Source organism: Deinococcus sp. QL22, from assembly GCF_023370075.1.
GTDB lineage: Bacteria > Deinococcota > Deinococci > Deinococcales > Deinococcaceae > Deinococcus.
In genome coordinates this window covers 1,202,504-1,222,068 of record NZ_CP097149.1, presented here as the reverse complement: position 1 = coordinate 1,222,068, position 19,565 = coordinate 1,202,504, and the positions used below count along the sequence as shown (strand labels likewise).

Below are 19,565 nucleotides of genomic sequence, written 5' to 3'. Positions count from 1 at the left end.
GAGCAGGGTAGCACGGCGCCGCGTTACCTAACGGGCGTTAGGTCTGCATCTACCCTGGCAGGACAGTTCACGGCAAAGCGGGGCGCAGGATGGTAAAACCCGTGTATGACTTCCACGCCTCTCCTGTCTCAAACCGGGACAACTCAGACCGACCTGACGCCGCCCGAATCTACCAGCGGCGTGCGGGCGGCGGTGCGTAACGTGCCCGCTTACCCGTTTACGCCCATCGACGCGCCCATCAAACTGGATCAGAACGAGAGCGCCTACGATTTCCCCTCCGAACTGAAAGCGCAGGCCCTGGAACGGATGCTGGCCCGCCCCTGGAACCGCTATCCCGACCTGCACGCCGACACGTTGCAGGCTGCCATTGCCGCCTACGAGGGCTGGGACGCGGCGGGTGTGGTGGTCACGCCGGGCAGCAACGTACTGATCAAGCTCCTGACCGAACTCGCGGGCATCGACCAGACCGTGCTGACCGTCAGCCCGACGTTTAGCGTGTATACCCTGGAAGCCCAGTTGTTGGGAGCCACGCTGGTACAGGTGCCGCTGAACCCCGATTTTTCGCTGCCCGTAGAAGGACTGAAGGCTGCCCTGAAAGCCAACCCGCCCGGCGTGCTGTACGTGACCCAGCCGCACGCGCCCACCGGATACGCGGACGCGGGGGCCGATGTGCGGGCTGTGGTGGAGGCCGCCGAGGGCTGGGTCGTCGTGATAGATGAGGCCTACCACCAGTACAGCGGCACCGATTACCGGGGTCTGGTGCAGGAGGGCGGCAACCGCCTGAGCCTGCGCACCTTCAGCAAAGCGTGGGGATTGGCCGGGGTGCGGCTGGGCTACGCGCTGACTTCCCCGCAACTGGCGACCCAACTGCAAAAACTGGTGTCGGCCTTCAATGTCAATGGCCTGACGCAAGCCGCGCTGGAAGTGGCGCTGGAGAACCCGGAATACGTGCAGCACCGCGCCGCTGAGGTGGTGCAGGAGCGCGGGCGGATGCTGGCGGCGTTGTCGACTCACCCCACCTGCACGCCGATTCCCAGTCAGGCCAACTTCTTCCTGCTGCGCACGCCCGACGCCGACGCCGCCTACCGTCATTTGCTGGAACGCGGAATAGTCGTTCGCCGCCAAGACCGCCTGCCCGGACTGCAAGGCTGCCTGCGCGTGGCAGTAGGCACTCCGGCAGAGAACGACGCGCTGATCGCGGCAGTGGGAGAAATTCAGTAAGTGGTGAGTGGGCCGTGGTGAGTGGGAATGACAAAAAGCAACAGAGCTGAAGCTTGGGCCAGGTTGTTCCTTTTGTTCCACTGACCACTCACTCCTGACCACTTACGGTTTTTATGGACGCTTTCACCGCGCCCCCCCCCTACCCCGCCCGCTCCGTGCTGGTGCGGGAATGCAGCGCGTGTGGGGCCTGCTGCGCCGCGCCGGATATTCACGCGCTGGGCAAGCCGTTGGGCGTGCCGTGCGTGAATCTGGGGGCCGAGAGCCTGGGGAGAGGCTGCCTGTGCGCCGTCTACGCCACGCGTCCCGCCGTGTGCCGCAACTACGCGCCCGATTGGGTCTGCGGTGAAGTTGCGCCGCTGCCGACATTGGCCGCCCGAACCCGCCGTTTTCTGCAAATCTACGGATTAGAGGCGGAAGCAGAAGCAGTTAACGCGACTCTTTTGCCCTGAAAACTCAGGCGCAGGGCGGGCCGGGCGTTCAGGGGCAGGCCCACGAACCCGCCCCCCGCCCCGCTGGCCGACGCTCCAGCCTGCAACTCCTCGGCCAAACGGAGCAGGGCCTGGGCCTGTGCTGCGCGGCGTCCCCGGTAAGCCTGTTGTTTCAGCACGCTCAGCCACACCACGCCGCGCAGGGGGTAGGCCCCAACTTCGCTGGCGGGTGGCAGGGGCCGAAAAGGGGCAACCGGCAGGGGAGAGCCAGACCCCGGATAGGGCGGCGGCACGTTGCCTAGGCCAAGACTCAAGGTCAGAGCTTCCGGCCCCACGAAGGCACCCCCCGGTGAGCGTAGTTGGGCCAGCTGTGCGCCGTCTGGCACGTCTCTCGGCCCCAGCAGCATCAGTACTCCGGGAATGATCAGGTCGGCCCGCTGCGGGGCCAGCGCCGCCCGCGTAAAGCTTGCGCCCGCGACCCAGTTGGATTTCAGCCACTGGGCAGGCCACACGCCTGCCTTCACGCAGGCTCCGGCGGCGGCCCAACTCACCCCGTTGCGGGTCACCCGCGCACTGACCAGCACGGGTAAATTGGGCAGGGCCGCCCCCGGATTCAGCGCCCGCACTCGCGCATGGTTCCAGACCTGCACCCGCCCCGACAGCATCAGGCACAGGGTCGGCAGGTCTAGCCGCAGGGCCACTTCCGGCAGGCTGTACACCACCGATACGGGAAACAGCCCCACCGGAATGCTGACCAGTTCACCCACACCTGCTGGGGGCCGGGGGCCGGGCAAGGTGCCCAGCACGCCGTCTACCCGCCCGCCGTACAACTCGCGGAAGGCGGCTTCGGGCAGTAAGGCCGTGAACGATGCGCCCGCAACCCAGGGCGGTGTGCTGCCCGCCAGTTTCAGTGGAGGGAGAGGTTGGGCCAAGGCTGAAGCTGCCGTCAGCATCGCTACCACCGTCGCATGGCGCAGCATCTTCTACCCCTTCTGGCGCACGAATATGGCCGCCTGCGTGATCGGCCCGTAGTCGGGATGCGTGTCGCTCAAACCGTGCAGCGTCAGTGTGTAGCCGTGCGCCTCGGCTGCCGCCCCTGCCCAAGCGCCAAATTCGGCCCGCGTCCATTCGAAGCGGTGATCGGCGTGTCGCATGCCCTTGTCTGCATCCTCGAACACAGCGTTGTACTCGCGGTTGGGCGTGGTCACGATGACGGTGCCAGGGTGGGCGTCCCCAAACACATGCCGGGTCAGCGGGCCGATCTGGTGTGGTTCCAGATGCTCTATCACTTCGACCAACGTGGCGGCGTCAAACCCCTTCAGGCGCGAATCGGGGTAAGAGAGGCTGCCGTGCAGAAGTGTCACGCGGGCAGCGAGTTCCGGGCGTTCGCGCAGATTCAGGCGGCGGGCAGCGATCTCCAGGGCGCGGGCGCTGACATCCATGCCCAGCAGTTGCCGAAATTGAGCCCTTTCCAGCAACAGACGCAGCAGTTTGCCTTCGCCGCAGCCAAGGTCAAGGACAGTGCTCGCGCCACTGGTCGCCACCTGTTCGGCCACCCACTGCAGGCGTTCGTCGTGCAGGCGAGGGCGGGGCAGAGCTGCGGTGGTTTCTCCTGATTCTGCCGTGTGGCTCTCCGAATACCCCTCTTCGGCCTGCCGCACCAGCGCCGCAAAGCGAAGATAGCGCCGGGTAATCAGGTCGCGTTCCGGGTGCGAGTCCAGCCAGCCCGTGCCGTGCCGTGCCAGTTTGTCCACTTCGGCTTCGTTCAGGAAGTAGTGGCGTTTGCCGTCCAGCACAGGCAGCAGCACATATAGGTGGGCCAGCAGATCGCGCAGCCTGATCTGCCCTGACAACCTCAACTCCACGTAAGGCCGCTCGCCCCATTCGGGATACAGCGGGTCGAGGGGAATGGGCGTGGCCTGCACCGCGTAGCCCAGCGGCCCAAACAGACGTTCTGGCAAGCCTTCCGGCCCGCGTGCGGTCACGCAGGGCAGATGCACCGAGAAGGCCAATGCCCTATCTGCCAGCGCTTGCCGATCCTTGCTGCGGCCTGTAAACGCCGTGCCGAACGCATCGCGCAGGGCCACCGCCAGAAAGCTTCCCGACGCATACGGGCGGTCATTCACATACGGTTCGAGTGGGGCACCTTCGCCGGGGCGGGCCGTGCGGGACAGGGCCACCGGATCGACTTCCAGCAACAGGGCCGCCGTGGTGCACTGGGCCGACACCTGCGGATAGAACACCGACGCCGTACCAAACGACAGCGTTTGCGTTTGCACGCGCTCCGGGTGCTTGTGCAGCAGGAATCCGAGGTCGGAAGCGGGCTGGAGGGGATCGGCTTGGGCAGCGTCAGATACAGCGGGTTGGGTCAGCGTCAGGGTCAGCAGCACGGCGGGGTCGATTCTCCTCTGCGGGTCAGCCTAACAGTCTGCTGCGGCCTGCGCCTCTGCCAAGCGGCTGATGCGTTCGTATGTTGTGGAGTTGCTGCTAGGTCTTCCCCCACCCCCCGCTCCCAAAGGGGTCAGGGGAGTTTGTCGCTCCGCTGAGGAGGATTGATCTTGTCGCGTCCATACTCGGCTAGATCGTTCATTTGAAGCGGAATCGCCAGTCATCTTTAAGATGGAATTGGCCCGCCCACTGCGTGGACGACGGCCTCACACGGATGTGGGCGGGAACGGTTTGAGGCGGCGGTGTGGTGGCTTTTAGCTCCTCCACCTTGAGGGGGAGGTTGGGAGGGGGTGAATGAGCGCAGCAATTGCCCCAGCCTTCCTTAGACCCTTAGACCGCCCTACATTGCCCCTAAAAAACTTCAGCCAGCAGCGACATTTGCGCCTGCAACAGGGCCGGGTGGCTGGGCAACTGTTCGGCCTGCACCAACAACTGCGCCACCGCTTCATGCGACAGGCCCGGCAATACGCTGGCGGCTACCGGTGTGCAGAAGGTGGGCTCGGGCGGCTGCTGCGTGCAGTCCAGCACACACAGTTCAAAGGCGTCGGCCAGCGTATAGCCGCTTAGGCGCACCACCAGTGCCCCGTAACCGTTGGCAAAACAGAAGGTATACAGTTCGCCTTCCGGTACGTATTCATGTGTGGGCAGCGCCAAGACCTGCGGAAAGACCACGGATTCCATAAGCAGAAACGATTGGTAATCGGAATCGATGGGATCGAACAAACTCATAGGCGGGGCAACTCCTTGACGCAGGGAATCTAGAGGGTGTGGGAAACGGCTGGCATAAACAACCGCTGCTCAGTGCACTGGCAGCTTTCTTGGCCTCAGCCTAACGAGATGGTCATTACTATTCCCTTACCGGAGGTCTGCCGTTTATCTGCCTGCTGCGGTGGATGCCGCTACAATCGCCCCTGATGCTCTGGACGCGCCCCCTGACTGTGTGGAGACTTTTGGCGCTGCTGCTGGCGTCCGAACTGGTACGCACAGGCTTCGTGGTGTCGGTGCTGCCTGTGGCTAGCCCCAGCCTCGGTTTTTCTACGGCCCTGATCGGGCTGATGGTGGGCATGCACTATCTGGCCGACGCCCTCGCCAAAGGCCCGCTGGGACTGGTCACCGAACGTTGGGGCCTGGGGCGCTTGCTGACCTTGGGCGCGGTGCTGGGCCTGGCGGTCATCGCGGGCACGCACTTTGCGCCTTCTCCGGCGTGGCTGGTGCTGGGCGGGGTCTTGTGGGGTGTGGCGTATGCAGCGCTCTGGCCGGGCGTCATGGGCGCGTCTCAGGCGTTTGCGCGGCCAGAACGCATGGCGCGGGCGTTATCGGTCAGCAATCTGGTGGCGACTCCGGCTATCCTGGCGGGTATTTTGCTGGTCGGCCCGCTGATGCAAACCCGCCCTGAGACCGCGTGGACGGTGCTGCTGGGCGTTCAGGTGGCCGCCCTGCTGTTGGCTCTCTCCCTCTGGCCGCTGCATCTGCCCCGGCAAGAAGGCGCGGAAACGGCCCGGAACCCCTGGGCGGGCTGGTCGCGGGTGGGGGTGCTCCTGCCTGCCGCTTTTGCCCAGACCCTCGCGCCAGGGCTGGTCATCACGCTGATTTATCCGTTGCTGGCTCGGCTGGAGTTGCCGCTGCCCGCTCTGATTCTGCCCGGAATCCTCTTCGGCGTAACTTTGGGGCTGAGCCTGTGGTTAGCCGGACGCCTCGCAGACCGCAGCCACCCCCGCCGCGCCCTCGCCCCCGGATTATTGCTGTTGGCACTGGCTTTTGCTTTGGCCGCGCTGCCCGGTCTGCCGCAGCGGTTGCCCTTGGTGGCCCTGATCTTGGGCGTGGGCTACGGCGCATTTATAGCGGGTTGGAATGGATTGGTGGCCCGCACCCTGCCCACCGGACACCGCGCCGCCGCGTGGGGCACCGTCATGGCGACCGAAAGTTTGGGCAATGCCATTGGCCCCATTCTGGGCGGCGTGGCGTGGCAACTGGCCGGCCCAGCCGGAGTGTTTGGCCTCGGCGCGGTGGTATTCGTGCTGACCGAGGCGTACTACCTGTGGCCGGGGCGCAAGTTGGGGGCCAAGGCGGAAGCAAGGAGTGGGTTGTAGGGCGTAAGAACAGCAGGAGTGTGTCTTTAAGCCTGCTTCCCCACACCCTCCAGCTATAGCCTCTCCGGGTCGACCAACAGCGGCTCCTCCGTCTCGAAGGCCTCAGCGTAGCGCACCCGCAGCAGGGTTCCCCAGTAGGTCAGGCGTCCTTTGCGGCGCTCGATGATTTCGGGCGTCACCGTTTCCGAGATGTACGCCCCGCTGAATTGGCTGGTGTGGGCGCGGATGGCGGCTTCCCAGTCGGCGATCACAGCGCCCACGTCGACCAGCAGATTGGCCCGAATATCGGCGTTGCCCTGATACAGCAGCACACGGGACACGCGGTGGGGGTCGCCCGCTACATTGGCTTTTTTCAGCGCAGCCAGATGCACGGCGCGTTTGGCAAGCGAATAGGTGCCGAAGTGGTCGGGGTGGCGGTCAGCGTGGTGCGGCACCACCAGCACGCGGGGCCGCACTGCCCGCAAGGTGGCGGCCAACGCCTGCGCTCCGGCGGGGGTATCGGCCAATCCGCCGTCAGGCAGGCCCAGTTGCCCACGCCAGGCCAGCCCCATGATTTCGGCGGCAGCCACGCACTCTGCCGCCCGCTCCTGCGGTGTGCCCTGCGTGCCGCTCTCGCCCCGCGACAGTTCCAGCACGCCCACCGCCTGCCCGGCCCGCGCCAACCGAATCAGCGTGCCGCCCGCGCCAATTTCGGCGTCGTCGGGGTGAGGGGCGAGGCACAGCCAATCGAGGGGCTGCACCGCGCCGTACACGGTTTCAAAAGGAGAGGTGGAAGGGGTCATGGGCGCAGGCTAGCAGGCGCAGTGGGGCCAAACTCTGCCAACACGCGCTGCACGAAAATTCCCTTTTGGGCTGTGTACTGTCTGCGGTTGTTTCCGTGTGCCTCAGCCAGCGCCGCTTTGATCTGATTGTATTTGTCGCGCAGGTCGGGCTGCCGCCGCAACACATCCCGAAACAGTAGATATTCTGCCCATTTCGGGTGACTGATGGGCAGCAGATGGATGTAATGCGTGCGGGCCTCGTCGTCACCCTTGGCAAAAAAGTATTCGCCCCAGCCTTCCCGGTCATCAAAAGACGTGTAGCCGATGGCTTGTAGGGGCGAAATGCAGGCGTCCATCTGCGCTGTGTTCTGGATGCCCACCGCGAGGTCGAGAATGGGTTTGCCTGCCAGGCCAGGAATGCTGGTGCTGCCCACATGCTGAATGTCTAAAGCCAACGCACCAAGCGCCTGCCGGACTCTGGCCCGTTCTTCTTCAAACAGCGCGGGATACTCGGCTGATGAGGGCTGCAGAGCAACAGTTCCGCGCTTGAGTCCGAGTGTCATGGGGGCAGTGTAGGGGTGGTCTAAGGGTCGAGGGTCTCAGAAAAGCAATCGCTTCGCTCACTTCGTCACGCTCACCATCAATAAAGAGAGCGCCCCGAAGGACGCTGATAGGGGGAAATATAGCGCGGTATGCAGGGTAAGTCAAATTATGCAGACCGATGCTTCAGCCGCTCCCGTACCACCAGCGGGCCTGCTGGCCCCAAAGTCACACCGGGGCGGGGGGTAGCTTTGCCGCGCACAGGTTCCAGCGCGGGCAGGGTCGCCAAGGCTTCCAGGATCATCAGGTGCGCCAGATGCATGCCCAGACAGATGCGCTCGCCGCCGCCAAAGGGCAGATATGCCCACGCGGGCGGCGCGGCCTGCCACCGCTGGGGCCGGAATTCGCCTGCATGGGGCCAGAGTGCCACGTCCCGGCCACTCAGGTAGGGGCTGTACAGCGCCAGCGTGCCGCGTGGCAGGCGCACGCTCTGACCGTCCGAGGTTGTCCAGCGCAGATCGCGCGACAGGCGGCGGCTGCCCATCCAGCCGGGGGGATACAGGCGCAGGACTTCTTTGAGGACGGCGGGGTGGTCGGCGGGTGTGTGCCATTCGGGGCTGTACGCCAGGTGCCACACCGCCCAGGCCAGCGCGTGCGTGGTGGTGTCGTGGCCCGCCGCGAGGCTGACCCGCGTTTCTTCCAGCCCGCCGGGAAGGGGGGCCAGCAACGCCAACAGATCATCGCCACCGCCAGTGGTCAGGCGCTTGTGGGCCAGCCGCCGCAGTTCCGCATCTACACGCGCAAACAGCAGCGGGCGCGGCAGGGCCGGAATAGGAAAAGGGTGGCGCAGCGGGGCCAGAAACGCGTGCAACAACTGGGAATCGAACTCGCCGCTGAAGTACGCCGCGTTGAGCATGTTCAGCGCGGCGGCATCGGCCCAGGCCAGCGCGTCCCATTCTCCGCTGGGGATCGCGGGCAGGACGGACCGCACCCGTTCGCGCAAGGTTTCCATGTGGCGTTTGCCGAAGCCCGGATTTACCATGCCGCGCCGGGGGGCGTGGGCGGGCGCGTCGGTAAGGATCACGCCGCCTGCCAGATAGGGCACCACTTTGGAGAAGCTTCCGGCGCTGCGAAAGGTGTGCAGATCGGTCAGGAGCGCCCGGTTCCACGCTGGACTGAACCCCACCACCGCCGGGATGCCCAGCCGCAACCGGAATAGGCCGCCCGCTGCGCTCCTTGTCGCGCCGTCTTCGATCAGGGCCAGCGGGTGCAGCGCCCAGTCTTGCAGGTGACCGTTGCCGGGGCGGGTGGGCGGTTCGGGCAACGCCGAGAGGTCAGTCCTCATCCAGCGCCGCCTTTCCACCAAGGTCGTCGTAAGGCAGGCCCAGCAGGTCGCCCGCACCGTTCCAGCCGCTCAGGACAGATAAAGGCACACCGCCGCCGGGATGCACCGTGCCGCCCACCTGCCGCAAGTTGCGGGCCTGCGGCAATGTCCAGCCGGGGCGCAGGCTGCCCGTCAGCCCGTGTGGGGCGCGGCCATACAGTGCGCCGCCCACGGCAGTCCGGGCGTAATCGGCAGGGGAGAGGGGCAGCCATTCGTCCACCTCCAGCGGGGGCAGGTGGGCCGGAAAACGCGGCCCAAGCTGTTGCAGCAGGAACGCGCCGTAGCCGTGTGGGTCGGTGGCAATCTCTGGGCGCGGTGGGGCATTCACCAGCAAGAAGGCCTGCCTGCCATCGGTGTGAAGGTACAACGTGGGGTCGGTGGGCAGCCGTCCAGCGCGGATGTCGGCCCACTCGCGGGCGTAGCGTTCCGGAAAAAAGACGTGGTGAGACTGGCCCGCGTGGGCCTTCAGGCGCAGTTGCAGGGCAAATCCGCTGACGCCGCGTGCGGTGGTTTCGGCCCCCAGCCCCAGCCATTGCCGCGTCAGTGCGCGGTCTGCGGCGCTGATCCAGCCGTCGGCAGCCACCGCGCCCCGGTTGGTATGTGCGCCCAGCACCCGCCCGCCGTGCTTGATCAGGTGAGTGACGGTGGTGCCGTACTCGAACTGCACGCCCAGCGCCTCTGCTTTGTCGCGTAACGTCTCGGCCAACTGGCCCAGCCCACCTTCCAGATGCCAGACGCCGTAACCCAGTTCTACCCAGGCGATGTTGTGCAGCACAGCAGGAGCGCGGTACGGGTCGGCCCCAAGGTAAGTGGCAAAGCGCAACCAGAACGGCGTTAGCAGCGGCCCACTCCTCACGTACTGCGCCAGTTTCGCCCAGGGTGCGGCCCGCGCTCCACGGGTCAGGGCGTAGCGGCCCAGCGCCAGTTTGCCCGGTGGCGGCCCAAAAATGAAGGTGGGCGCGGCGTCCTCGTACATCTGCCGGGACGCTTTCAGCAGACGCTTGTAGCTGTGTGCCTCGCGCTTGCTCAGTTGCTCCAACGTGGAGTCCAGGCCCGCCACGCGGACGGCTTCGGGGGCAAAGGTACGGCCCTTTACCGTACCGCTGTCGTAGTGGTAGGTGGTGGTGGGCCGCGCTGCAGTCAGCCCCGGCAGGGGCAACTCCACGCGCTCGTGCAGTGCCCGGAACAAGTGCGGCATGGTGACCACCGTTGGCCCGCTGGAAAACTCCCGATAGCCCAGTGCCGCCTTGCCACCGGGACGGTCTAGGCTGTCCAGCACGGTCACGCGCACGCCCGCACCCGCCAGGCGCAGGGCAGCGGCCAGGCCCGAGAAGCCGGAACCGATGACGATGACGTGTTTGGGCGTCATGGCCGCCTGGAACGCGGATCGTGGGGGGGAGAGGGAAGTGTTGTTGCCTTCCGATTACGATGAAAGGTGTACCTCATTGCCTGTACGCCCGTCCCTTCCAAGTCACCCGCCGCCGCATAGCGCGAAGATACACGGGCACGGCCAACAGCGGCGTCACTGGCCCCAGCAAGCCTTCGGCCAAATCTGCAGGCTTGCGTCGGCCTGTGAGCAGGTTGGTCAGCGGGCGTTCCAGCAGGCCCGCGAACCGGAGCAGGCGCAGAGCGGCCAATCCAGATGAACTTGATGGCAGCAGCCAGGGCAGCGTGTACACCGCCAGATGTCCGGCGAGGGCCACCGTCATCAGGGCGCGGGAGTTGAGGTGCAGCGGCAGCGAATTCTTACCGAAGCCGCGCACCGATTCCGGGTACGAGGAATACATCCGCACGCCGATGCAGTCGCCGCCCAGCGCCATAGCGAGCCTCCCCCCCTGCGCCTTGAGGCGGGAGGCCAGCAGGGTATCTTCCAGCACCTCGTTTTTGACCAGACGGTAGCCGCCCGCCCGCTCGAAGGTATCTCGCCGGAAGGCCATCAGTTGCCCGTTGGCCGCACTCGCAGCCGGAAAAGGCAGGCTCAGCACCGGGTAGGGCAGATACGACAGCACCACCAGATCCACCAACGGCGTCAGCAGGCGCTCGCCGGGCGTCTGGTTGTCCTGCTTGGGCAGGGCACTGAGCAGGTCGGCCCCGCTGGCTTCCAGTTGATGCACCACCGCGCCCAGCGCCCCCGGCCCCCAGGTCACGTCGGCGTCGGTAAAAATCAGGATGTCGCCCGTGGCAGCGCGGGCCAGTTGGTCGCAGGCCCAGGGTTTGCCGAACCAGCCTTCCGGCAAATCCTCGCCCCGAATGACCCGCGCCCCCAGTCGGCACGCCAGTTCGCCCGTGCCGTCGGTGCTGTGGTCATCCAGAATCAGGACTTCGTGTGCGCCCTGCGCCACCACACCGGGCAGCGTGCGCGGCAGGTTGTGGGCCTCGTTGCGTGCCGGAATCAGAATAGAGACGCGGGGGCCGCCCGCAGGCAGGGATCGGGGCCGCAGGCGCGGAAAGGTCACGGCATTGACCGCCATCACCACCAGTTTGCTCACGATGAATCCCAGGGCTACCGAACGATAAACCCGCGCCCAGTCCCGCTTTGAATGGGCAGCCTTCATCGGTCACCTGTGATCAGCGTCAGCATCCGCGCAGGCAGGCTCACCGGATCGTCCGGGGTCACGCGCCGCCCACACACGCGCAGGTATCCGGCCAAGGGTTGTTCGGGGTCAGCGTCGGCCAGTTCGGCGTCCAGCAGGGCCAATTCCCGCATCATCGCTTGGGGCAACAACGCTTCGGAAACAGGCGAGCCGAAGCGCAGGTAGGCTTCGGGCTGCTGGCCGCCGCGCATCAGCACGCGCAGGGCCACTGGAACCAGCGGCACGCGGGCGGTGCGGGCCACCCACGCCGCGCCTGCCCGGACGTCTTGCAGCGGGCCAGCGGGCCGAACCGCGCCTTCGGGGAACACCACCATCCAGCTTCCGGCGCGGGCAAAGCGGGCGGCCTCCCGCACTTGCCCGGCGGCCAACGCCCCCGCCCGCCGCAGAAAAGGAAACCGGCCCAATTGATGCGCTGTCATGAGTACCCGGAAGTCTGCCCCAGCCCACGCCGCCACTTCAAGCACGACATACCCGTCCCACCAAGAATGATGGTTGGGAGCCAGCACCGCACCGCCTGTGGGGCCAAAAGCAGGAAGAGTGCCGCGCACCCACACCCCCGCCAACTGGCCCTGCACGCTGCGCCTAATACTGTGCCTGACCATCCACGTCGCCCAAGCATGGGTTTCCCGCTCAGGCACGCTGCCCGCCCGCCGCCTGCCTGCCCTCTTGCCGCAGTAAACGGGCCAAACCCAACCCCAGCAGCATCGCCAGCAACGTCACGCCGGCCTCCAGATACCTGCCCACCAGCACCAGGCCACCCGGCAAAAAGAAGGTTTCGATGGGGTAGGCGAGGCCAAACGTGGATTTGTGTTCCTGCCGGCGGAACAGTGCAGGGGCGATGCGCGTAAATCCCCAGGCGATCCCCGTACCCACTGCCCACCAGCCGATGAAATTCTGAATGGGCGCTCCGGCCCACACGGGCGCGGGATCGTTCCAGAGCCAGTAACGCTGCGCGGTCATCAGCGGCTCAAGTCCCACGTCCCAGAGGGCCAGCAGCACCCCCGCCAGCCAGGGACGGCCTCCAGCCAGCAACGTTCCCGCCAGCGTAAAAGCGAACCAGCCCAGCGGCACGATCAGCGGCACCGTCAGCAGCGTGGGCGCAGGCGCAGTGGCGTAGGAATACACCCCGAACGGAACCCCGGTGCGGCTGCCCAGCACCTCCACGCCGAGGCCCACCGCGAAGGCCAGCGCTGCCATTGCCACTGCTTTGGCCGCGTTTTCCTTCTCCTGCACGTACAGCAACGCCGAAATAAACAGCGCCCCGGTACTCAGCAGGCCCAACAAAGAAAAGCCTTCGGGCCACAGTGGAACCGGCACTTTCAGCAGCACGTAGAGGGCGAGGAAGGCCATCCACGGGCGAGTTTGAGCGGCCAGTTCAGCGGCACGGGTTCGCAATGTCGGCCCAAACGTTGGCCCCAACTGATCGCCTGCCAATGCCAGCACGCCCGCCAGTGGCACGCCCAGTGCAATGCCCGCCCAGCCGCCCACGTATCCGGCCATGACTGCCAGCGCCCCGGCAAAAGCCACGCCCAGTGCGGCAAAAGCAAGCAGTCCGCGCCGAAGCAGCGGGGTCATTTTGAGGACAACCTCGCTCCCAGGTTCTGCCATTTGCGCTGCGTCAGATCCTTGACCACGATGCGGGCGGCATTGCGCCCCGACGCGCCCATAATGCCGCCGCCCGGATGGGTGCTGGCTCCGGTCAGATACAGCCCCTTCACGCCCGGCCAGCGGTACTGGCTGGCCTGCATCCACGGCCTGAACGAGAACATCTGGTCAAAGCTCATTTCCAGATGCATCACGTTGCCCCGGTGCAGGCCCAGGTTGGTTTCCAGCCACTGCGGGGTCTGCACCAGCTCGCCCACGATGGTGTCGCGGGTGCCGGGCGCGTAATGCTCGAAGGCGTTCAGAATGTTCTCGCGGGCCTCGGCGGTGCGCGTTTCCCAGCTACCGCTGGACAGTTGGTAGGGGTAATACTGCGCCCACAGCCACAACGCCTCGCCGCCCGGAGGGGCTAAACTGTCGTCCACAGCGCTAAAACTCATGGCGATCAGCGGCGGATCGGTGGTGGGTTCTCCGGCCAGATATTCGCCGTAGCCCTTCATCAGTTGCTGCTGGTTTTTGATGAGCAGGCCCAGCCCCACGCGGCTGTCGGGTTCGGTGTGGTTGCGGTATTTCACCTTCTCGCTGAGGGCGAGGCGCAGCACCATGCCGAAGCCGTTGCCCACGCGCACCTGCCGCGCCGCTGCGGGAACGTGTTCGTCGGGCAGGGCGGCGGCGGTGGTCAGAATGTGCGCGCCCGACACCACCGCGTTGGCCGTGTACATATCGCCGTTTTCCAGCTCAATGCCCTGCGCTTTGCCGCCCTTCACCACGATCCGCTTCACGGGAGCGTTCACGAACACCTGACCGCCCTCGGCTTCGATGGCCCGTCGCAGCGCTTTGGTCAGGCCACCGCTGCCGCCTTTGGGCCGGGCTACGCCGCCCTCGTGATACAGCGGGTGCCACAGTAAAAAGGGCGCACTGAGGGGGTCAGTCGGCGGCGGGCCACTCTGGGCGGCCATCCACACCAGCGGCGCACGCACCCGCTCCTCCGTGAAGTATTCGGCGGCCACATCGCCGTAGGGCCGCAGAATCCGCGAGAGCTGCGCCTGCCAGTCGCGCCCCTTGCCGCTGCTGACCATCATCTTGCCCATGTCCAGCGGCCCCGGCGCAGAGTTGAACAGGTCGGCCACGGAGCGGGCAAAGGGCGTCCATTCCTCTAAAAAGTGGCTGTAGGCCTCGCCCTGTCCCGGAAACAGATTCTCCAGTTCCCGCGCCGTGCGTTCGGGGTCGCGGTGAATAAACCACGGCGTTTCTCCATCCGAGGCGTGAAACATCGGGTCAACTTCGAGGTAATGCAGCCCGTGGCGGGTCAGCTCCAGCTCGCGCACCACGGGCGTCATGCGAATCAGGATGTGGGCGCTGCCGCCGTAGTCGAACTGGTAGCCGGGCACCAGTTCTTCGGTACTCACGGCCCCGCCCACGATATGCCGCCGCTCGAACACGCCCACGCGCAGGCCCGCTTTGGCCGCATACGCCGCCGTCACCAGCGCATTGTGTCCGGCTCCCATCACGATTACGTCAAAGTCAGGCATCTTTCGCGTCAGTTTGGCACGGCGGGCGGGGCCGAACGGTCAGGAATCTCTCAGCCACCAGAGGGCTGCTGCCCTAGCCAGACAGAGCACCGTGACAGTTGGCGCGGTACGCTGTCCCCATGTTCGGACGCCGCGTGCCGCCCCACCTTGTGTTGCTGTTCAGTGTGCTGCTGGCGCTCGCTTGCGCGATAGCAGCCTTCTTTGCCCTGCGTGCTGAAAGCTGGGTCACGGGCGCGATTGGCCTGATTCTGGCCGTGTGGTTCGCGGTAGACGCCGTGCGGGCGTATGGCTGGCAGAAGGCGAAGGAAGCGCAGAAGAAGTAAGCGGAATAAGTGGAGATAGAGCAGGCCCGCCCCACCCCGCATTTGTCCCGCCCCCACTCCTTTAGCCTGTAGGGATATGACTGCTCCCGCTCCCGCTGCTTCCGCCCGCGCCTTCGTGTCCCTGATCGGGGCCGGGCCGGGCGATCCGGGGCTGCTGACCATCCGGGGCATGCAGGCGTTGCAGGACGCCGATGTGGTGCTGTTCGACTACCTCGCCAACCCGGAGTTGCTGAACTACGCACCGCACGCCCACACCATCTACGTGGGTAAAAAGGGCTTTTCGGAGTACATCAGTCAGGAGCAGATCAATGCCCTGATCGTGGCGCAGGCGCAGGCAAACGGCGGGCAACGGGTGGCGCGGCTGAAGGGCGGCGACGTGTTCGTGTTTGGGCGCGGCGGCGAGGAAGCCGAAGCCTGTGCACGGGCGGGCGTGCCCTTCGAGATCGTGCCGGGCATCAGCAGCTCTATCGCGGCCCCGGCCTACGCGGGCATTCCGGTCACGCACCGAGAAGTGGCCCGCAGTTTTGCCGTGCTGACGGGCAATACCCAGGAAGGCGGGGCACACTACGCCACCCTGTCGGGGGCCGATACGCTGGTGCTGCTGATGGGTGTGCGGAATCTGGATCAGATTGCTGCTGACCTGATCGCTGCGGGCCGCCCCCCCGAAACGCCCGCTGCCACCGTGCAGTGGGGAACCACGTCCCGGCAGCGAGTGGCGGTGGGCACGCTGGCGACCATTGCCGCCGAGGTGAAGGCCGCTGGACTGGAAGCCCCTGCCGTGACCGTGGTGGGTGAGGTGGTGCGCCTGCGGGACAGCCTGAACTGGTTCACGCCGCCTGCCGAAACTGAACATTCAGAGCGCCCACTGGCCGGGCGGCAAGTGGTGGTCACGCGCACGCGGGAAGGGGCCAGTGCCCTGAGCGGTGTATTGCGGGCACGCGGGGCCAGCGTGCTGGAAGTGCCGCTGATCCGTTTTGCCGACACTGCCGATGAAGGAGGTCTGCACGCCCAACTGCGCGACCTGTCGGGCGTGTCGTGGCTGCTGCTGACCAGCAATCAGGCGGTGTCGGCCTTGTTTGAACACCTGGAGCAGTTGGGGCTGGACGGACGGCATCTGGCGGGCGTGCGCGTGGCGGCGGTTGGCCCCAGCACGGCGCGGGCGTTGGTCTTGCGGGGCATCCGGGCCGATTTCGTGCCCAGTACGCCGGGGGCGCGTCATCTGGGCGCAGAATTGCCGACCCAAGCCGGAGAAACCGCCCTGCATCTGACCTCGCACCTGGCCGAAGCCGACCTGCAGCACGCCCTGGAAGCACGCGGCCTGAGCTACACGCGGGCCGAGCTGTACCGCACCGAACCCGCCCCGCTGACGCCCAGAGCGCAGCAAGCCTTACTCCGGGCCGATGTGGTCACGCTGGCCTCGGGCAGTGCGGCGCGGTTTCTGGCAGAGGTAGCGGGCACCGACTTCCGGGTGGCGGCGATGGGGCCACAAACCGCCGATGCCGCCCGTGCTGCCGGATTTCTGCACGTCACGGTAGCGCACGAAGCCACGCTGGAAGCTCTGGCCGATGCCGCAGTCCAGGCCATTCTGACCGGAAGCTGATTTGATAGGTTAATGGTTTGGCCACCATGTCCGGACAACTGCTCATCAATGGGGGGTAAACCGTGCTGTACACCAAATTTCTCGCATTCAATCTGTAGCATTTCTGCCAAGCTCAGGCTTATGCAGCGGCTTGTTCTGCCTGGTTTTACGTGTGGGCAGGTGGAGCCAAAAGAGTTCTGTGAGTGGATTCAAGGCAGAGGTCACTCCCAATGACGTCCAATTTCTCTTCAGGAAGAACCCCAGTGAATGCGGATGCCTACGAGGTGCCGCCGTCTGCCGCTGCTGAACACGCGGCCCTGAGTGCGTTGCTGGAGCTGAACGCGGCCCTGTTGGTGGCCCGCACGCCGCCGCAGGTAGAGGAAGCGTTGACGCTGGGCGTGGTGGAACTGATGGCTGCCCGCTACGCCTATTTCCTGCGCTTCGACCCCCAGGCCGATACCCTGACCATTACCACCGTGTCCAGAGAACAATTCACCGATCCGGGAGCAACAGCGCTGGGCTGGGTGCTGCGGCGCGGCGCGGGACTGTCCTGGCAGGCCATAGAGCAGGCCGAGCGCCTGGCGACGGAAACGGCTGCGGTCGCGGCTGGCGAGCGGGCCAGGTACTTGGGCCGCGCCGTGCTCCACATTCCCGCATCAGACTTGCCTTCCTACGCCGTGCGGGTGGGCAATGCCCCCGATCAGGACGTGATGTTTGCGCCGCTGCTGACCCAAGACCGGCAAGTGTTGGGCGTGCTGACCTTGGGCCGCATCTCGCCGGGTTTTACCCCCCAGGACCGTGCACTGTTGGCCGCTTTTGCCAATGCTGGAACGCTGGCGCTGGAACGTGCCCACGAGGAACGCCGCGCCGCCGAGTCCCGCGAAGGCGCGATGCTGGCGCTGGGAATGGCGCTGGAAGCCCGCGACTTCGAGACGCAGGGCCACACCGAACGCACGGTGGCGTTGGCCGAACGCCTCGGCGCGGCCCTGAACCTGAGCGCCGCCAATCAGGATGCCCTGCGCCAGGGCGCGTATCTGCACGACCTGGGCAAACTGAGCGTGCCAGACGGCGTGCTGCTAAAACCCGGCCCCCTGTCGCCCGAAGAACGTGCCCTGATTTGTACCCACACCGTCATGGGTGAGGCGCTGGCCCGCCGCCTGCCCACCCTGCCCGCCGGGGCGCTGGCGATCGTGCGCTCTCACCACGAACGCTGGGACGGCAGCGGCTACCCAGACCGGCTGTGCGGCACTCAAATTCCACTGCTGGCCCGAATCTTTGCCGTAGTAGACGTGTACGATGCCCTGACGCATGACCGTCCTTACCGCCCCGCCTTCTCGTTGCTTCAGGCCAGAGCCATGTTGGAAGAGGGCGTGGGTACGCATTTTGACCCAGAAATCTTGCGGGCGTTTTTGGGGCTGCTGGACGGCCTTTGACAGGGCAATGTCTAACAGTTTAGGGGGCAGGTCTGAGGGTTTAAGGAAGGGCAGAAGGGCAACAACCGCCCCCTCACATCGTCCCCGCCCCTCTACGTGTGAGGCCGTCGTGCGTGCAATGCGCGGGCCAATTCCATCTCAAAGACGACTGGCGATTCTGCTTCAGATGAACGAGCCAGCCGAGTCTGGGCGCAACAAGATCAATCCTGCCGAGCGCAGCGACAAACTCTCCTGACCCCGTTGGGGGCGGGGCCTGGGGGAGTCCAACGTGGGAGAAGACCAACACCCCCAAGGCCCGGCAATCCTGACCGCAATTCCACCACAACCCCAAGGCCGCCTGAAGCTGAAGCATGGGCGGCCTCATCTGCGCTGCCTATGCTGACTAAAACAGTGCTGACCCGACTTTCATCCTCATCCCCTCAACGTTACGCAGGAGAACCCATGACCCCTACCCGAACCACACTGATTCTGACTGCCCTGCTGCTCGGCGGCGCACAGGCCCAAACCGCCACGCCCACTGCAACCCAATCCAGCACTTCCCAACCGACTCAAACGGCGGCCCAGGCTGCGGCAGAAGCCAGCGATCTGGTAGCCAAAGCACGCGCCACTTATCCCAGGGGCAGCGCCAGCATCGACCAAGACCTCTGGAAACGGGCCGCCGCTGCCGCCGAACGCGCAGTGGCCGCCGCGCCAAACAACCCGGACTATTTGCGTCTGCGTGCCCAAATCTATACCGAAGTGGGCTTCTGGCGTCAGGCCGAACTGGGCTGGGAAGCGTACTTCCGGGCCGCGCCGAACGGGGCCGGAGCGGCAGAGACGGCCAGTGCTGCCACCGTGCAGTACAACCTCGGATACTCGGCCTACACGCGCAATCAGCCCAGTCAGGCGGCGGCCTTTTTTGCCAACTGCCTGAAGCTAGACCCGGCCAGCGTGCCCTGCACCACCTGGGCCGCACGCACGGCGCTGGAAGCGGGGAATTATGCCCAGGCCCAGACCCTCTATGACCGGGCGTTGGTACTTCAGCCCGCCGATAAAACCCTGAACTATTTCCGGGCGCTGGCGCAGAGTGCCGGACGATATGGCCCCGCGGCCACACGTGCTTTTAGCCGCGCTTACGGGGAACTGGACGCGGGCCGTAAAGCCCAAGCCTTGGCCGGATTTCAGCAGGCCGCCGCCGCCGCCCCCAACTTTGCCGAAGCCTGGCGCGAGTCGGGCAAACTGGCCCTGGAACTCGGAGACGCGCAGGCGGCGTTGGCGGCCTACACGGGCGCGGCGGCTCTGCCCAATGCCACCGCCGCGGACCGTTACAACCTCTCGGTGGCGCAGGAAGGCGTGAGTGTGGGCCTGAAAGCAGTGCAGGCTTTCCGCGCGGCCTATGCCCGCTACACCGCAGGCGATAAAACGGCGGCTGAGGCGGGATTTCTGGGGGCCACCACCCTCAGTCCCAGGTACGCCAAAGCGTGGGCCTGGCTGGGCCGCACCCGCTACGAAGCCCGCAACTTTGTCGGCGCGGCAGAGGCCTATGCACAGGCCGTGCAGCTTGACCCGAACGACAAGAGCAGCGCCTACTTTTTGCGGCTGGCACAGCAAGGGAAGTAGGTTGGGGGATGCAGGCAATGCTGGTCGGTTT

General features: G+C 65.8%; 18 protein-coding genes. 7 read left to right on the top strand and 11 right to left on the bottom strand.

Annotated features, from left to right (window positions below; all coding sequences use genetic code 11):
* Positions 1-105 precede the first annotated feature (105 nt).
* Positions 106-1,221 carry a histidinol-phosphate transaminase gene (locus M1R55_RS05925; RefSeq protein ID WP_249393771.1) on the top strand — a complete coding sequence of 372 codons (1,116 nt, stop codon included), beginning with the start codon at positions 106-108 and terminating at the stop codon, positions 1,219-1,221.
* 113 nt (positions 1,222-1,334) lie between these two features.
* Positions 1,335-1,670 carry a YkgJ family cysteine cluster protein gene (locus M1R55_RS05920; RefSeq protein WP_249393770.1) on the top strand — a complete coding sequence of 112 codons (336 nt, stop codon included), beginning with the start codon at positions 1,335-1,337 and terminating at the stop codon, positions 1,668-1,670.
* Here M1R55_RS05920 and M1R55_RS05915 read toward each other — a convergent pair.
* The 3 genes from M1R55_RS05915 to M1R55_RS05905 all read right to left on the bottom strand — a co-directional run bounded on the left by M1R55_RS05915 (position 1,619) and on the right by M1R55_RS05905 (position 4,826).
* Entirely contained in the window at positions 1,619-2,629 is a 1,011-nt protein-coding gene (locus M1R55_RS05915) for a hypothetical protein (RefSeq protein WP_249393769.1), read from the bottom strand. The two genes, M1R55_RS05920 and M1R55_RS05915, sit on opposite strands and share 52 nt — an antisense overlap.
* Positions 2,630-2,632: 3 nt before the next feature.
* Entirely contained in the window at positions 2,633-4,039 is a 1,407-nt protein-coding gene (locus M1R55_RS05910; protein ID WP_249393768.1) for a 3' terminal RNA ribose 2'-O-methyltransferase Hen1, read from the bottom strand.
* A 409-nt stretch (positions 4,040-4,448) separates the two neighbouring features.
* Entirely contained in the window at positions 4,449-4,826 is a 378-nt protein-coding gene (locus tag M1R55_RS05905) for a hypothetical protein (protein ID WP_249393767.1), read from the bottom strand.
* Between the two features lie 185 nt (positions 4,827-5,011).
* Between M1R55_RS05905 and M1R55_RS05900 the strand changes: the two genes are divergently transcribed.
* On the top strand, positions 5,012-6,187 hold the full coding sequence (locus M1R55_RS05900) for an MFS transporter (RefSeq protein WP_249393766.1): 1,176 nt from the start codon (positions 5,012-5,014) through the stop codon (positions 6,185-6,187).
* Positions 6,188-6,240: 53 nt separating this feature from the next.
* Here M1R55_RS05900 and bshB1 read toward each other — a convergent pair whose 3' ends face one another.
* From bshB1 to M1R55_RS05860, 8 genes are all read right to left on the bottom strand, one after another.
* Positions 6,241-6,969 carry a bacillithiol biosynthesis deacetylase BshB1 gene (gene bshB1, locus M1R55_RS05895; protein ID WP_249393765.1) on the bottom strand — a complete coding sequence of 243 codons (729 nt, stop codon included), beginning with the start codon at positions 6,967-6,969 and terminating at the stop codon, positions 6,241-6,243.
* Positions 6,966-7,511 carry a GrpB family protein gene (locus M1R55_RS05890; protein WP_249393764.1) on the bottom strand — a complete coding sequence of 182 codons (546 nt, stop codon included), beginning with the start codon at positions 7,509-7,511 and terminating at the stop codon, positions 6,966-6,968. Before M1R55_RS05890 ends, bshB1 begins: the two co-directional genes overlap by 4 nt.
* Positions 7,512-7,657: 146 nt before the next feature.
* Positions 7,658-8,833, bottom strand: a complete 1,176-nt coding sequence (locus tag M1R55_RS05885) for a cytochrome P450 (RefSeq protein ID WP_249393763.1) — start codon at positions 8,831-8,833, stop codon at positions 7,658-7,660.
* Entirely contained in the window at positions 8,823-10,241 is a 1,419-nt protein-coding gene (locus M1R55_RS05880) for an NAD(P)/FAD-dependent oxidoreductase (protein ID WP_249393762.1), read from the bottom strand. The genes M1R55_RS05885 and M1R55_RS05880 overlap by 11 nt, the downstream gene beginning before the upstream one ends.
* A 73-nt stretch (positions 10,242-10,314) precedes the next feature.
* A complete protein-coding gene (locus tag M1R55_RS05875) occupies positions 10,315-11,427 on the bottom strand; it encodes a glycosyltransferase family 2 protein (RefSeq protein WP_249393761.1) in 1,113 nt (370 codons plus the stop codon).
* Positions 11,424-12,104 (bottom strand): lysophospholipid acyltransferase family protein, encoded by a 681-nt coding sequence (locus M1R55_RS05870; protein WP_371827161.1) that lies wholly within the window; start codon positions 12,102-12,104, stop codon positions 11,424-11,426. Before M1R55_RS05870 ends, M1R55_RS05875 begins: the two co-directional genes overlap by 4 nt.
* The gene (locus tag M1R55_RS05865; protein WP_249393760.1) at positions 12,097-13,041 is read right to left on the bottom strand and encodes a carotenoid biosynthesis protein; all 945 of its coding nucleotides are present in this window, start codon (positions 13,039-13,041) and stop codon (positions 12,097-12,099) included. The genes M1R55_RS05870 and M1R55_RS05865 overlap by 8 nt, the downstream gene beginning before the upstream one ends.
* Positions 13,038-14,600 (bottom strand): NAD(P)/FAD-dependent oxidoreductase, encoded by a 1,563-nt coding sequence (locus M1R55_RS05860; RefSeq protein WP_249393759.1) that lies wholly within the window; start codon positions 14,598-14,600, stop codon positions 13,038-13,040. Before M1R55_RS05860 ends, M1R55_RS05865 begins: the two co-directional genes overlap by 4 nt.
* Before the next feature lie 119 nt (positions 14,601-14,719).
* On the opposite strand from M1R55_RS05860, the gene M1R55_RS05855 reads away from it, so the two are divergent.
* The 4 genes from M1R55_RS05855 (at position 14,720) to M1R55_RS05840 (ending at position 19,534) form a co-directional block, all read left to right on the top strand.
* A complete protein-coding gene (locus M1R55_RS05855; protein WP_249393758.1) occupies positions 14,720-14,923 on the top strand; it encodes a hypothetical protein in 204 nt (67 codons plus the stop codon).
* Between the two features lie 76 nt (positions 14,924-14,999).
* Positions 15,000-16,523 (top strand): uroporphyrinogen-III C-methyltransferase, encoded by a 1,524-nt coding sequence (gene cobA, locus M1R55_RS05850; RefSeq protein ID WP_249393757.1) that lies wholly within the window; start codon positions 15,000-15,002, stop codon positions 16,521-16,523.
* A 242-nt stretch (positions 16,524-16,765) separates the two neighbouring features.
* Complete coding sequence (locus M1R55_RS05845; RefSeq protein ID WP_249393756.1) at positions 16,766-17,935, top strand: HD-GYP domain-containing protein; 1,170 nt, start codon at positions 16,766-16,768, stop codon at positions 17,933-17,935.
* Positions 17,936-18,376: 441 nt separating this feature from the next.
* Positions 18,377-19,534 carry a tetratricopeptide repeat protein gene (locus M1R55_RS05840; RefSeq protein ID WP_249393755.1) on the top strand — a complete coding sequence of 386 codons (1,158 nt, stop codon included), beginning with the start codon at positions 18,377-18,379 and terminating at the stop codon, positions 19,532-19,534.
* Positions 19,535-19,565: the final 31 nt, after the last annotated feature.

Bases quoted from the DNA above. Each gene is read 5' to 3' on its own strand.
- M1R55_RS05925 (WP_249393771.1), top strand. From the start codon at position 106: ATGACTTCCACGCCTCTCCTGTCTCAAACCGGGACAACTCAGACCGAC.
- M1R55_RS05920 (WP_249393770.1), top strand. From the start codon at position 1,335: ATGGACGCTTTCACCGCGCCCCCCCCCTACCCCGCCCGCTCCGTGCTG.
- M1R55_RS05915 (WP_249393769.1), bottom strand. From the start codon at position 2,629: ATGCTGCGCCATGCGACGGTGGTAGCGATGCTGACGGCAGCTTCAGCC.
- M1R55_RS05905 (WP_249393767.1), bottom strand. From the start codon at position 4,826: ATGAGTTTGTTCGATCCCATCGATTCCGATTACCAATCGTTTCTGCTT.
- M1R55_RS05900 (WP_249393766.1), top strand. From the start codon at position 5,012: ATGCTCTGGACGCGCCCCCTGACTGTGTGGAGACTTTTGGCGCTGCTG.
- bshB1 (WP_249393765.1), bottom strand. From the start codon at position 6,969: ATGACCCCTTCCACCTCTCCTTTTGAAACCGTGTACGGCGCGGTGCAG.
- M1R55_RS05890 (WP_249393764.1), bottom strand. From the start codon at position 7,511: ATGACACTCGGACTCAAGCGCGGAACTGTTGCTCTGCAGCCCTCATCA.
- M1R55_RS05885 (WP_249393763.1), bottom strand. From the start codon at position 8,833: ATGAGGACTGACCTCTCGGCGTTGCCCGAACCGCCCACCCGCCCCGGC.
- M1R55_RS05880 (WP_249393762.1), bottom strand. From the start codon at position 10,241: ATGACGCCCAAACACGTCATCGTCATCGGTTCCGGCTTCTCGGGCCTG.
- M1R55_RS05875 (WP_249393761.1), bottom strand. From the start codon at position 11,427: ATGAAGGCTGCCCATTCAAAGCGGGACTGGGCGCGGGTTTATCGTTCG.
- M1R55_RS05865 (WP_249393760.1), bottom strand. From the start codon at position 13,041: ATGACCCCGCTGCTTCGGCGCGGACTGCTTGCTTTTGCCGCACTGGGC.
- M1R55_RS05860 (WP_249393759.1), bottom strand. From the start codon at position 14,600: ATGCCTGACTTTGACGTAATCGTGATGGGAGCCGGACACAATGCGCTG.
- M1R55_RS05855 (WP_249393758.1), top strand. From the start codon at position 14,720: ATGTTCGGACGCCGCGTGCCGCCCCACCTTGTGTTGCTGTTCAGTGTG.
- cobA (WP_249393757.1), top strand. From the start codon at position 15,000: ATGACTGCTCCCGCTCCCGCTGCTTCCGCCCGCGCCTTCGTGTCCCTG.
- M1R55_RS05840 (WP_249393755.1), top strand. From the start codon at position 18,377: ATGACCCCTACCCGAACCACACTGATTCTGACTGCCCTGCTGCTCGGC.